Below are 13043 nucleotides of genomic sequence, written 5' to 3' on the forward strand. Positions count from 1 at the left end.
TGCCGTCGGCGTGGGGTCCCAGCAGGGAGGTACCCCCCTCGCCCCTGGCGGACCAGTTGCCCACAGAGGGGGGCGAGGGAGCGGCGGAAGCCGCAAGAAGCACCGGCCCGCAGACGCCGAACCGACCGGAGGGGTCGTGGCGGTATGACCGAGCGCAGCGTGCCAAGCAACACACTTACGGCGCGATGAAACCAGGCAGTGTCCACTACGCGAGCACGGCCATCGCCACCCCCCACAACCGGTCAGTGCACCACGACCCGCAACCCGCCGGTACAACTCCACGGCTTCGACCCCCCGCCCGAGTTGCTCCAGGCAGTGGGCTTCGTCGTTGCGGCTCGCGAGGCTGTCGGGGTGGCCGACGCCGAGGACCTGCTCGCGGGCGGCCGCCACCCCGCGGTACTCGGTGAGGGCGTCCGCCCACCGACCGAGCCACCCGAGCCCGACGGCGACCTCACGACGGCTGACCAGGGTGTCGGGGTGGTCGGCACCAAGGACCCGCTCGCGGATCGCGCACACGTCACGGGCCTCAGCCAGCGCCTCCTCCCACCGCCCGAGCCGCCCGAGGTTCACCCCGAGCCCGTGCCGGGCGCGCAGAGTCTCGGGGTCGGCGGGACCGTTCACGCGGGTGCGGTCATCGATGAGGGCGCGATAGAGCTCAAGGGCTTCGGCGCTGCGCCCGAGCCGCCCCAGACTGATGCCGACCTCGTAGCGCGCGGCGAAGGTGTCCGGGTGGTCACCTCCCAGCGCCCGGGCCCGCGCGTCGGCGACCTCGCGGTAGGTCTGGAGGGCTTCGGGCCAACGCCCCAACTGCCCGAGCGCGTAGGCGACTTCGTACCTTGTGACCAGCGTGTCGGGATGGGTGGGCCCAAGGACGCGGGTCCGGGCGGCGGCCACCTCACGGGCCAGCCGGTAGGAGTCCTCAAGGCGCCCGAGGCGGCTGAGGTTGAACGCCAGGTTGTGCCGGCAGCGCAGGGTGTCGGGGTGGTCGGGCCCGGCGGCCCGCTCCCGCACGGCGAGTACCTGGGTGTACACCTGATGGGCCTCGAAGTGCCGCCCGAGCCGGCCGAGGACGTAGGCCATCTCCTGGCGGGCGGCGAGGGTGTCCAGATGCCCGGCGCCGAGGGCGCGTGCGCGGCCTTCGGCGACGCGGCCGTACTCGCGCAGGGCGTCCGCGGGACGCCCGGTGCGGCTGAGGGTGAAGCCGACCTCGTACCAACTGGCGAGGGTGTCGGGATGGTCGGGCCCGAGGAGGCGCTCGCGCTCGGCGGCGACGGCACGGTGCACCTCGCCCGCCTCGGTCCAACGGCCGAGCCGCCCGAGGTTGAGCCCGGCGTTGTGCCGACTGACGAGGGCGGCGACGACGGCAGGAGCGGGGGCGGCCCGCACGGACACGGGCCGCTCGGGCGCGGGCCACCCGGACGCGGGCCGCTCGGACGCGGGCCGGGGCACGACGGTGTGGCGGCCGTCGGCAGGCCGCGGAATCCATTCGCCGGTCAGACCGGCGGAAGCGTCCGGGGGCACGCTGCGCAAGGTGGCGCCGGTGGCTTTGTGGCCGGTGGTCATGCCGCGCGTCCACGAGGGAAGGGGCGCGGCAGAGCCCGAGGAAGCCACAGTGGAAGCAACAGGTACATCAGGCACAACGGGAACCACAGGCACAACAGGCGCGGCAGAGACAGCCCCACCGCCCCCGGGAGGGGCGGATGGACCACGCCGCACCTGAGGCGAGACGACGGTGGGCACATAGGCACCGGCCCCACTGCGCCCGGCGGTGATACGCCGCGCGAGCTCGCGGGCGTCACCGGGCCGGTCGGCGGGCTTCTTGGCGAGGAGGTCGAGGACGATGCGGTCGAAGTAGAGGGGAAGCTCGCCGCGGCGGCGGCGCGGCGACTCGGGCACGGTGTCGCGGTGGCCGACGAGGACGGCCCAGGCGTCGTCCATGTCGAACGGCGGCGCGCCGGTGGCGAGTTCGTACAGCACGCAGCCGAAGGAGTAGAGGTCACTGCGCCGGTCGACCTCGGCGCCGCTGATCTGCTCGGGCGACATGTAGTGCGGGGTGCCCATGGCGATTCCGGTGCCGGTGAGGCGGGAGGTGAGGCCGATGTCGTGGCCGAGCCGCGCGATGCCGAAGTCGCAGATCTTCACGGTGCCGTCGCTGAGCCGCATGATGTTGGCGGGCTTCAGGTCGCGGTGGACGATGCCTTGTTCATGGGTGTAGGCGAGGGCGGAGGCGACTTGGTCGGCGATGTCGACGACGTCGGCGACGGGAAGGGGATGCTGCTTGTTGTCCTCCAACAGCTCACTCAGATTGCGCCCTTCGAGGAATTCCATCACGAGGAACAGCAGGCCGTCGTGCTCGCCGAAGTCGTGTACGACGGTGACCCCGCGGTGCTGGAGGGCGGCGGCGACCCGCGCCTCACGGCGGAAGCGCTCCCGCAGGACGCGGGTGAAGGACTGGTCGTGCTGGGGCCCGAGGGGCTTGAGGCATTTGACGGCGACCTTGCGGCCGAGCGACTCGTCGTGCGCCCGCCACACCTCGCCCATGCCGCCGCGCCCGATCAGATCGAGCAGTCGGTACCGGCTCTGGATCAGCCTGGTGTCCGCCATCGCGTGCCGTCGCCCCCGTTGCCTCGCTGCGCCCTCCCCGGCCCGTCCAGTATGGCGTCCCGGGTGTCGAGTTCGTACGGGACTCGGCGCGGGTCGGGACGGCTGCCGGGGCCGATCCTGGCCATGGCGCGCAGGATGTGCTTGGGCGGGAGTTGCCAGCGCACACGGGTGGGGATGCGGCGAAGCAGGGTGCCGGTGGTGACGAGGCCGCGGGTGACGGCGGGCGGCGGCGGGGCGGGCCTGCCGTACAGGGCGTGGGCGTAGGGGGGCAGCGACGCGTACGCGAGTCCGGCCACGCGCTGCCACAGCAGGGTGCGTGCGGGGACGAGGAGGGCCGGAGTGGGCGGCCGCCGCAGGAAGTCGTCGACGGTACGCGCTTCGGGTCCGGCGGCGAGCTGGGACCGTACGGTCTCGAAGTAGCGGGCGAGTTCGGCTGTCGACCCCGGCACGGTGGCGGGGTCGAGGCCGACGAGGCGGGCGCTCTCCCGGTGTTCGGCGATGTACCGGTCGGCGGCGGCATCGCTCAGCCGGATGCCGGAACGACGGACGACATGGAGATAGGAGTCTATCTCCGCGCAGTGCACCCACAGCAGAAGTCCGGGCTCGTCGACGCCGTAGCGCTCACCGGTGTCGGGGACGGTGGCCGACAGCATCGTGTGGATCTTCCGGACCCGGGCACCGGCCTTCTCGGCGGCGGCCGTGGTGCCGTACGTGGTCGTGCCCACGAAGTTGGCGGTGCGCCGCAGCCGCCCCCAGGCGTCCTCGCGGAAATCGGAGTTCTGCATGACTCCCCGCACGGCCCGCGGGTGCAGCGCCTGCAAGTAGAGGGCCCGCACCCCGGCCACCCACATCATGGGATCACTGTGCAACTGCCAGGTAACCGAAGAGGGCCCGAAGAGCCCGACGTCCACCCCGCCCGTCTCCCCCATGCCACCACCTCCTTGAGGCAGGTTAGTCCGTACCGTTGCGGGCGGGTACGCCCGGCTACCGTGATGCCATGTCCCTCCTGTCCCGCCTCCACCGTTTCAATGAGCGACACCCCTGGAGCCACAACGACCACTACGGCCCGTGGATCGCCGATCGGGTGGCGGAGGTCGGCGCTCGTGACGTGCTGGACGTCGGATGCGGAACGGGAAACCTGGTCGCGCTGCTCCGCCACAGCGTCGGCACCGTCACCGGACTCGAACCGGACCCGGCGGCTGCCCACACCGCGGCGAAGCGATTCACCGGGGACACCGCGGTCGCCATCGTCCACGGCGACTTCGAGAGCCGGGACAAGGAGCGGCGCTGGGACGCCGTCACTCTGGTGGCGGTCCTGCACCACCTCCCCCTGGTGGCCGCGCTGCGCGACCTGCGCGCCTGCCTGACGCCGGGAGGACGCCTAGTGATCGTGGGCTGCTACCGGGAGTCCGGCCCGGCCGACCTGCTCGCCACCCTCCCGGCGGCACTGGCGAACCCGGTCATGGGACTGCTCAAACACCCGTCCCGGGCAGCGGCACCGCCCCCGCACATGACGGCACCCACTACCGCCCCCGGGGAGACGCTGCGGGACATCCGGGCCGCTGCCGCACGGGAACTGCCGGGTGCCCGAGTACGCAGGCGCCTGTTCTGGCGGTACTCCCTGGTGTACGACGCCCCGTCAAGCTGAACAGGGAGTGGTCGATTCCCGGGCACGGCCGCGGTCGCACGAAAGCGGGAGCGATGCCGATCTCCGACGGCACCGCTCCCGCTCGCCTTGCGATCTACTCACTGTAGTGGCCGGGTTCCGGCGCGGGTTCAGTCCTGAACACAGCAGAGGCAGATCGTGGTGGGCGGCCAAGCGCTCACCTCAGGCTCTGACTCCTCCAGCAGTTGCAGGGCATCGACACCGAGTTCCATGCGAATTCACCTCCTCGTGATTCCGTCGGCCACATCACCGTCAGGAGCGGCGGTGACGAGTCTTTGTGACGTGGTGAACGTCTCGGGCAGCCAGAGCCGCGGGCCGCCCGCCCGCAACCTCAGCAGGAAGGCAAGGACCCCCGACAGACCGGTGCCGAAGTCGGCGAGCACGGCGGCGCCCGACTCGTCCGGGACGACCACGCGGCCGTCGCGCAGGACATGGCGCATGTACAGGCTCGCCGCGAGTTCCCCGGCCCAGTCGCGGTACCGTTCGTCGCCGGTGGCCTCGGCCATGTCGAGCAGGAAGTCCCCGTCGCCGGCGAGCCCGTGGCACTGGGTGGTTCCGGCGTGCCAGCGGGAACGACGGACCGCGACGGCGGCCTGGTGAGCGAGTTCGCGGCACGCCTCCGCACCGGTTTCGCGCCAGAACCGCACGAGGAACGTACCCACCCCCGATGAGCCGCTGCACCAGTGCGCACGCCGCCGGCCACCGGCCTCGTCCACGCGCCAGTACGCGGCGCCGCGCTCTACCTCAGCCACCGACACCAAGGTCTCGGCGGCCCGTGTCGCGAGGTCCAGACAGGAGCCGTCACCGGTGGCCCGGCCCGCGGCGAGGAGGAAGGCGCCGACTCCGGCGACACCGTGTGCGAAGCCGTAGTGGGAGAGTTCGTGCGTGGCGGCCAGGGATCCCCTCGGGATCGGCCAGAGATGGCGGCCGTCCCGCCGGACCGCCGCCGCGGCCAGGGCCTGCGCCTGCTGTCGTGCCCGGTCGAGGAAGTCGCCCTCACCGGTCACCTCCCAGAAGCGGAGCTGGGTCAGCCCGGCCCCGGCCACGCCGTGGCAGACATCCGGGATGCCTGAGGTGACGGGGACCTTCCGCGCCAACGCGGCGGCGCGGCCGAGGAGTTGGTCGTCGCCGAGGACCCGGCCCGCCTCAAGGAGGGCCCATGCCGTGCCGGAGCGCCCGAAGTGCAGGCCGGGCAGGAACCGCGGTTCTCGCTCGACCCTGCGGTCGATCCAGTCGGCCGTGGTCCGTACCGCCTCGATCAGCCTTGGTTCGTGCTGCGCCTCGTAGACACGGCTGAGAACCCCCAGGACACCGGCGGCACCGTGCTGGACGCCGAACGGATCGGCCGTCGCGGCGTATCGCGCGGAGGGCCAGAGCCGGTCGGGGCTGTCCGGGTCCATGGTGACAAGGAGGTGCTCGACGGCGTCCGCGAACAGCCGCGTCAGGCCGCCGTCGACCAAGTGCGCCGGCTCCACCGGCTCCTCGCCAGAGCCGCCCGCACCGCCCTCGCCCGCCACGGCGGCCAGCGACTCCCGTACGGCGGCAAGCGAGGGGCGCCGCCCGGGCTCGTCGTCGAGGAGTGCGAGGATGACCGGGGCGCAGCGGGCCGCGGCCGCGTTGCCGACAGCGAGGAACCGGAACCAGTGCTCGGCCCGCTCGCGCGCGGTCCGGGTGGCGCCCTCGTCCTCGCCCCGCAGCGCGTCACATCCGCTCACGAGGTAGAGCAGGGCGGCCCCCAGGCTGAAGAGATCGGCTTCGAGGCCGGGAGCGGCACCGAGTCCCGGCGCGGCGACCTGCTCCGGAGCCCCGTAGCCGGGAGTGTGGACGCGCGGGACCTGCTGCCCCGGACGCACAATCATTTCCAGGTCGATCAGGCGCAGTTCGCCGTCATCGGTGACCATCACGTTGCTGGGGTTGAAGTCGCGCAGCACCAGTCCTTCGGCATGCACAAGGTCCACCAGGCCGATCAGGTCCAGAGCCATCCGCTCGACGGTTTCCGGCGGCAGACCCCAGGCGTCCGTGTCGTCGAGGCGGATGTTCTCCCGTACCCAATCCCGCAACGAGGAGCCCGAGACCGCCTCCTGGACGAGGAAGACCTCGCCCTGCTGCTCGAACATGCCGTGGTGGCGGGGGGTGAGCCCCGAGGCGGCGAAGCGTTCGAGCATCGCCGCCTCGTGGCGCCGGGCATCGCGTATGTCGGTGCCGAGCAGGGTGGCGGCGGCATGCGGCCGCGCCTGCTTGATGACCACGGCGGCCCCGGTGGTCTCGTCCGTCGCCCGGTACACCCCACCCGCGAACGAGTGCCGGATCACCTCGTGTACGAGATAACGCCCGTCAAGGAGTACGGGTTTGGGCCCCGCGGCCGCCGGGCGCGTGCCACCAGAGCCGCGGGAGAACGGATCGCGTGGCGCCCACGAAGGCGGGCTGAACCAGGGAGCGCGCCGGTCGGGAACGAGCGTGCCGTCTGGTGCGACGAGCATCGCGGACCGGGTGCCGTCGTTGTCGAGTACGCGCACTCCGCTGAAGGCGCCGAACCGGTAGTGCACCAGGCTCCCAGGGAAACACGGGCGGTCGCTGAGAATGCCCGGACCGGGAAGGCCGCGCGTCACCCGGTGCAACTCCTGGGCCAGAGCGACCAGTTGCTCCTCATCGCCGTCCGGATAGGCGGTGATGAACTTGCCGCCACCACTGCGATCGAAGCGCTGCGAGACCAGCTCTGCCACCCGCGCCACGGACGAGGCGAACTTGAACGCGCAACCGCCGCGAATCAGTACCTCGGCCGACTTCGCGAGCACCTGCGGCGCGGACAGCGGAACCGCCGAGACATGCAGCTTCCAGCCCTGGAGACGGGGGGTCCCGCCGGGCGGAAGGACATGGCACCAGAAGTCCCCTGGCCTTACCACCCACGCCGCCCCCTCCTCCCCCGCGCGGTGCGACAGAGCCGCGCGCACACAGTCGACGAGGAACGTGTCGCCGACCTGGGCCGCGCTCCCGACCGGTACCGAATTTATCCGGGGGACCCCGCCCTTCACCGGACGGCCCGCGCCGAGGCCACAGGAACTGCGGGAAATGCCTCACGGCGGTCGATACGGTCGCGGTCCGCGTCGGATCCGAAGCGGTAGTCGATGCGCCGGGCCGCATCGGCCCAGCCCTGCATCGTCTCCGCGGTGGAGAGCGCCTCGGTGACGAAGGGGTCGCTCCACCGGGCCACCGCACGCTCCCAGAGCACCTGCGGCGGCTCGTCGAGGAGGCTCCCGACGGTGCCCTCGTAGATGGGCATGGCGCGGAGCTGTCCGTCCGGCTCGATCTGCACGGCCCGGAAGGCGGGCCCGTGCGCCAGTTGCGCGGGGCTCATCCGCAACTCGAGGTTGCCGGTGGTGGCGACCCGGACGGAGGACGGTGTGAGCGACCGGAGACGCCGGCGCAGCCCGTCGCTCTCCAGCCAGGCAACCTGCTCGTCGGAGAGCAACTCCCGCTCGACGAACCCGACCCGGCTGGCGAGGCCGGACGGCACGGCCGCGCAGAACTCGACGCTGTTCAGTTCGGGAAACCGCGGCGCGATGTCCGTACAGAATGCCTCCAGATGGTCGGCGTTGCCGCGTACGACCGTGCAGTCGATGCCGAACTCGACGGCCTTTTCGCCCCGTTCGCGCTGCCTGTGAGCGCCCGCGTCGAGCAGCTCCAAGGCACGCAGCGCCCGCTCGAAGGAACCGGCCCTGCCACGGATCCGGTCGTGCACCTCGGGCGCCGGGCCGTCGAGGCTGACGGTGACCCGTCGGCAGACGCGGGCAAGTTCATCGACCATCCACGGCCGGAACGTCCATCCACCGGTGTAAACAATCACCGAGATTCCCGCCCGCGACATCCGGTCCGCGACCTCGAAGACGCCCTTCACAAGGAGCGGTTCACCCCCGGCCAGGGTGACCAGGCGCGGCCGCAGGGAAATGATCGCGTCGGTGATCCGGAGCAGGTCGTCGGGGCCGACCTGGCGTGACCCGCGTCTGCCGGATTCGGAGTAGCAGTGCATGCAGCGCAGCGGGCAAGCGTAAGTGATGTCCCAGATGACGACGTTGGGACCATCGGCGAGGTCGTTCACACCCTTGCTCATGGAATGTCCCCCTTATGCGAATTCCGCCCATATGCCCGGCCTCGCCGGCCGCGCGTTCAAACCAGGTCGCGTCAAGACGGGCCCGGCGTCCCTAGGCTTCGTGACACAACAGTGATGCGGCGAGCGGCGGAGGGGTATCCCACGAATTAGGGGGGCGCACGGCCCCCGAGTCCCGTACCCACCAGAGCGCGCCCCCGGCGCACTTGGCCCGCGCGGGCCCTCTCACGCGCCCTCGAAGGAAAGGTATGGGGTAGCCGCTCTACGCTTGACGGCGTGATGGAGGATCTCGACCGAGGAAAGCGAAACGGCCGGATCACTCAGGATTGACCGGGCCGCGGACATCGTCCCGCTGCACCCACTGAGCGTTACCAGGTACTGCTGAGGGAGCCGGACGCTGCTCAGCGTCGGACCCGTGGCATGCCGAGGCCTATCCACGAGATGATTTCCCGCTGGATCTCGTTGTTGCCGCCGCCGAAGGTGAAGATGACGGCGGACCGGTAGCCGCGTTCCAGGTCGCCGTGGAGGACGGCGCCCGCGGAGCTCTCCTTCAGGGCGCCTGCCGAGCCGACGACCTCCATCAGCCAGGCGTAGGCGTCGCGGCGGGCCTCGGAGCCGTACACCTTGACGGCGGAGGCGTCCTGCGGGGTGAGGGTGCCGTCCTGGACGGCGTTCACCATCTGCCAGTTGAGGAGCTTCATGGCGTCGAGCCGGGTGTGGGTCTGCGCGAGGCGGCGGCGTACCCACGGCAGGTCGATGACGCGGCGGCCGTCGGCCAGCTTGGTCCCGGCGGCCCAGCGCTGGACGTCGTGCAGGGCGCGGACGGCCATGGTGCCGTGGGCGGCGAGGGTGACGCGTTCGTGGTTGAGCTGGTTGGTGATCAGGCGCCAGCCCTTGTTCTCCTCGCCGACGCGGCGGCTGACGGGCACACGGATGTTCTCGTAGTAGCTGGCCGTGGTGTCGTGCGAGGCGAGGGTGTTGATGAGGGTGCAGGAGTAGCCGGGGTCGGACGTCGGCACGAGCAGCATGGTGATGCCTTGGTGCGGCGGGGCCTCGGGGTCGGTGCGGACGGCGAGCCACACCCAGTCCGCGGTGTCGCCGTTGGTCGTCCAGATCTTCTGCCCGTTCACGGTGTAGTGGCCGGTGTCCGCGTCGCCCTCGCGCACCGCGCGGGTCTTGAGCGAGGCGAGGTCGGTGCCCGCGTCGGGCTCGCTGTAGCCGATCGCGAAGTCGATCTCGCCGGACAGGATCCGGGGCAGGAAGTACGCCTTCTGCTCGTCGGTGCCGTACCGCATGAGTGTCGGGCCGACGGTGTTGAGGGCCATCAGCGGCAGCGGCACACCGGCCTGGGCCGCCTCGTCGAAGAAGATGAACTGCTCCATGGGCGTGAGCCCGCGCCCGCCGTACTCCTCGGGCCAGCCCACGCCGAGCCAGCCGTCGGCGCCGAGGCGGCGGATCGTCTCGCGGTAGAACCGCTTCCGGGCGGCGGGCTCGGCGTGGCGGGTGTACGCGTGGTCGGGCACGAGCCCGGCGAAGTACGTGCGCAGTTCGGCGCGCAACCGCTGCTGATCGGGCGTGTATTCGAGGTGCACGACCCCTCCTGTCGTCCCTGCGCCCGCCCCTGTCGTGGCGCTGCGGCTTGACGGCGCACACGGTAGAACGTGTTCCAGTAAGGCGGAAGGGCGATGACACCGGCGTTGATACCGGCACCGTCATGACGGCGACCTCCGCACCCCGCTGAGGCACTGAGGCAGTGGCGCCGGCTGCCTGCGTGTACCGCCCCGGGCGACGCCCGCCCCTCCCACTTGACCTGAGTAGACCTGTCTGTCTAATGTGTTTTCCGCGATTATACAGACAGGTCTACTCATACTGCGGACGGGAATGGTCATGACGAATCGCTCGGTCGTCCCGGCGTCCGAACCGGCGCGCACCTCGGATGCGGCACCCGCCGACGCCGGATCCAGTTCCGGATCCAGTTCCGGATCCGACTCCGCCGGCGTATCCGCGCGGGGCCTGCGGCTGCCGCCGAACGTGGCGCTGTACGTACTCGCCTCGATCACCGTCTCGTTGCTGGCGGCCTCCAGCGCGCCGACCCCGCTCTACGCGGTTTACCAGGCTGAATGGGGCTTCGACCCGATCACCACCACCGTGGTCTTCGGCGTCTACGCGGTAGCCGTGCTGCTCGGGTTGCTCACCATGGGCAAGCTCTCCGACCACGTCGGCAGGCGGCCGGTGCTGCTGGCCGCGCTCGCGGCGCAGGCCACCTCGATGGTCGTGTTCGCCACCGCCGACGGCGTGTCGGGGCTGATGACGGCCCGGATCGTCCAGGGACTGTCGACCGGCGCCGCGCTCGGCGCGATCGGGGCGGGGATGATGGACATCGACCGGCCACGCGGCACGATCACCAACGCGGTCGTCCCGGGCATCGGCACGGCGACCGGCGCGCTGGTCTCCGGCCTCGTCGTCCAGTTCCTGCCCGCCCCCACGCATCTGGTCTACCTCGGGCTGCTGGCGGTCTTCGTCCTCCAGGCCGTCGCCGTCGCGCTGATAGCGGAGACGGTGATCCGCAAGCCGGGGGCACTGGCCAGCCTGGCGCCGGAGATCAAACTGCCGCGCGCCGTACGCCGCCCGATGCTGGTGGCCGCGCCGGTGCTGTTCGCCGTCTGGGCTCTGGCCGGGCTGTACGGGTCGCTCGGACCGTCCCTCGCACGGCAGTTGACCCATTCCAGGTCCGAACTCCTCGGCGGGATGAGTCTGTTCGTGCTCGCCGGGGTGGCCGCCGTCTCGGTGCTTGTCCTGCGGAAGGCGGTGACCCGGACGGTGATGCTCACCGGCATCCTCGCGCTGATCGCCGGGGTGGCCCTCACCCTCGTCTCGATCCGCGGCTCCTCCCCCACCGGCTTCTTCGTCGGCACCGCCATCGCGGGCGTCGGCTTCGGCAGCGGGTTCCAGGGCGGCATCCGTACGGTGATGCCGCTGGCCCGGCCGCACGAGAGTTCCGGGGTGCTGTCGCTGCTCTTCATCGTCTCCTACCTGGGCATGGGGGTGCCCGCCGTGATCGCCGGGTTCCTCGTCGTCCACGGGGGCGGACTGACCGCCACCGCGCAGGAGTACGGCGTCGCCGTGATCGTCCTCGCGGCGTTCGCGCTGCTCAGGCTGGAGCGCGGCGGCCGGAACGGGGCGGCGGTCCTGCCGGGCGAGCGGGCCAGCGGCAACGCCTGAGGGGCGGCCTCGGGCCGGGACGCGGCCAGAGGGGCGCAGCCGGGGCATAATGCAGACAGGTCTGTCTGAAGGAGTGACCGTCATGGCGAGTGTCCAGAGCACCGCGAAGCCGTCGGCGCGTGAGCGCCTGCTCGCCGCCGCGAACGAGCTGTTCTACGCCGAGGGCGTGCAGAGCGTCGGGATCGACCGGGTCATCGAGCACGCGGGCGTGGCCAAGGCGTCGCTGTACAACACCTTCGGCGGCAAGGAGCAGCTCGTCCGGGCGTACCTCGACGCCCGGCACGCGGGCACCGTTGACCGGCTCACCCGGGCCGTCGCGGAGCACGACACGCCCCGCGAGCAGATGCTGGCGGTCTTCGAGGCCCAGGGGCGGCAGTTCGACCGGCCCGACTTCCGCGGCTGCGCCTTCATCCGCGCCGGCGCCGAGGCCGGCTCCGGCGGGCTGGTCCAGGAGGCGGCGGACGCCTTCCGTGGCTGGATGCGCGAACTCTTCACCCGCCTCGCCGCCGAGGCCGGCGCCGCCGACCCCGACGCCCTGGGCCAGCAGCTCCAACTCCTCTACGACGGCGCCGGCATCTCCGCCCTGATGGACCACGACTCCACGGTGGCCGCGACCTCCCGCGCGGCGGCGACCGCCCTGATCGCGGCGGCGACGGGAGCATCCGCCGAGGCGTGAGCGGCGCTCGGCACGCGGGTCGGGCCCGCGAGCGCGAACCACGCGGTGCGCCAGGGATACTGACGCGGCGTCGGTAGAGCGCCCTGGGCAACGACCACCCGGCAGCCCGTCCTGCGCTCACTGACCGCCTACGACCACTGACCCCTTGGTATTGGTCGTCTAGAGGCTGTCCGCCGCGTTCCGCAGCGCGGCCACGTCGATCTTCTGCATCTTGAGCATCGCCGCCATGGCCCGCTGCGCCCGCGCCGGGTCGGGGTCGGCCAGCAGGCGGCCGAGCTCGGCGGGGACGACCTGCCAGGACAGGCCGTACTTGTCCTTCAGCCAGCCGCACTGGCTCTCCTGGCCGCCGTCCGCGGTGAGCCGCTCCCAGTAGTGGTCGACCTCCTTCTGGTCGGCACAGTCGATCGCGAAGGACACGGCCTCGTCGAAGGTGAACTCGGGGCCGCCGTTGATCGCCGTGCAGGGCTGCCCGTCCAGCGAGAACTCGACGGTGAGGACCGTGCCGGCCGGGCGGGGTCCTGCCTCCCCGTAGTACGACACCCTCGTGATCTCCGAGTTCGGGAACACGGAGACATAGAACTGGGCTGCCTCCTCCGCCTGGGTGTCGAACCAGAGGTTGGGTGTGATCCTGGGCATGGCACTCTCCTGTCCTGGCCACGGAACGCCGCGCGTCCGTGCCGCTTGTCCGTATGGCTTCTGTGCTCTGTGCTCTGTGCTCTGTAATGACCCTCGCCCGGGGCGAAACTCATCGCTCGCGCGCGGCCGTACGC

The 13043-nt window shown here is 71.4% G+C and carries 9 protein-coding genes and 1 pseudogene; 3 read left to right on the forward strand and 7 right to left on the reverse strand.

The genetic code is table 11. From position 1 onward, the window contains the following. Positions 1–258: 258 nt before the first annotated feature. Positions 259–2604 (reverse strand): annotated as a pseudogene (locus IG78_RS0101265) (serine/threonine-protein kinase); the annotation flags it as partial. Then, positions 2586–3533, reverse strand: coding sequence for an oxygenase MpaB family protein (locus tag IG78_RS0101270; RefSeq protein WP_030559049.1), 948 nt, complete (start codon positions 3531–3533; stop codon positions 2586–2588). The pseudogene IG78_RS0101265 and the gene IG78_RS0101270, both read right to left, overlap by 19 nt. 68 nt (positions 3534–3601) lie before the next feature. On the opposite strand from IG78_RS0101270, the gene IG78_RS0101275 reads away from it, so the two are divergent. Then, positions 3602–4252, forward strand: a complete 651-nt coding sequence (locus tag IG78_RS0101275) for a class I SAM-dependent methyltransferase (protein ID WP_030559051.1) — start codon at positions 3602–3604, stop codon at positions 4250–4252. A gap of 128 nt (positions 4253–4380) precedes the next feature. Here IG78_RS0101275 and IG78_RS52545 read toward each other — a convergent pair whose 3' ends face one another. From IG78_RS52545 to IG78_RS0101295, 4 genes are all read right to left on the reverse strand, one after another. Then, positions 4381–4482, reverse strand: a complete 102-nt coding sequence (locus IG78_RS52545; protein ID WP_199813208.1) for an ALQxL family class IV lanthipeptide — start codon at positions 4480–4482, stop codon at positions 4381–4383. Between the two features lie 6 nt (positions 4483–4488). Beyond that, the gene (lanL, locus tag IG78_RS0101285; protein WP_455430820.1) at positions 4489–7302 is read right to left on the reverse strand and encodes a class IV lanthionine synthetase LanL; all 2814 of its coding nucleotides are present in this window, start codon (positions 7300–7302) and stop codon (positions 4489–4491) included. Beyond that, a complete protein-coding gene (locus IG78_RS0101290; RefSeq protein WP_051852265.1) occupies positions 7299–8378 on the reverse strand; it encodes a radical SAM protein in 1080 nt (359 codons plus the stop codon). Before IG78_RS0101290 ends, lanL begins: the two co-directional genes overlap by 4 nt. A gap of 398 nt (positions 8379–8776) precedes the next feature. Beyond that, complete coding sequence (locus IG78_RS0101295; RefSeq protein ID WP_030559055.1) at positions 8777–9967, reverse strand: acyl-CoA dehydrogenase family protein; 1191 nt, start codon at positions 9965–9967, stop codon at positions 8777–8779. A gap of 295 nt (positions 9968–10262) precedes the next feature. On the opposite strand from IG78_RS0101295, the gene IG78_RS41520 reads away from it, so the two are divergent. Both IG78_RS41520 and IG78_RS0101305 read left to right on the forward strand, forming a co-directional pair. After that, entirely contained in the window at positions 10263–11597 is a 1335-nt protein-coding gene (locus tag IG78_RS41520; protein WP_030559057.1) for an MFS transporter, read from the forward strand. A gap of 82 nt (positions 11598–11679) precedes the next feature. Further along, positions 11680–12273: a TetR/AcrR family transcriptional regulator gene (locus IG78_RS0101305; RefSeq protein ID WP_030559058.1), complete on the forward strand. Its 594-nt coding sequence runs from the start codon at positions 11680–11682 to the stop codon at positions 12271–12273. Positions 12274–12432: 159 nt separating this feature from the next. Here IG78_RS0101305 and IG78_RS0101310 read toward each other — a convergent pair whose 3' ends face one another. Continuing rightward, positions 12433–12909, reverse strand: a complete 477-nt coding sequence (locus tag IG78_RS0101310) for a VOC family protein (RefSeq protein WP_030559060.1) — start codon at positions 12907–12909, stop codon at positions 12433–12435. Positions 12910–13043 lie beyond the last annotated feature (134 nt).

Source organism: Streptomyces aureocirculatus, from assembly GCF_000720475.1.
GTDB classification, from domain to species: Bacteria; Actinomycetota; Actinomycetes; order Streptomycetales; family Streptomycetaceae; genus Streptomyces; species Streptomyces aureocirculatus.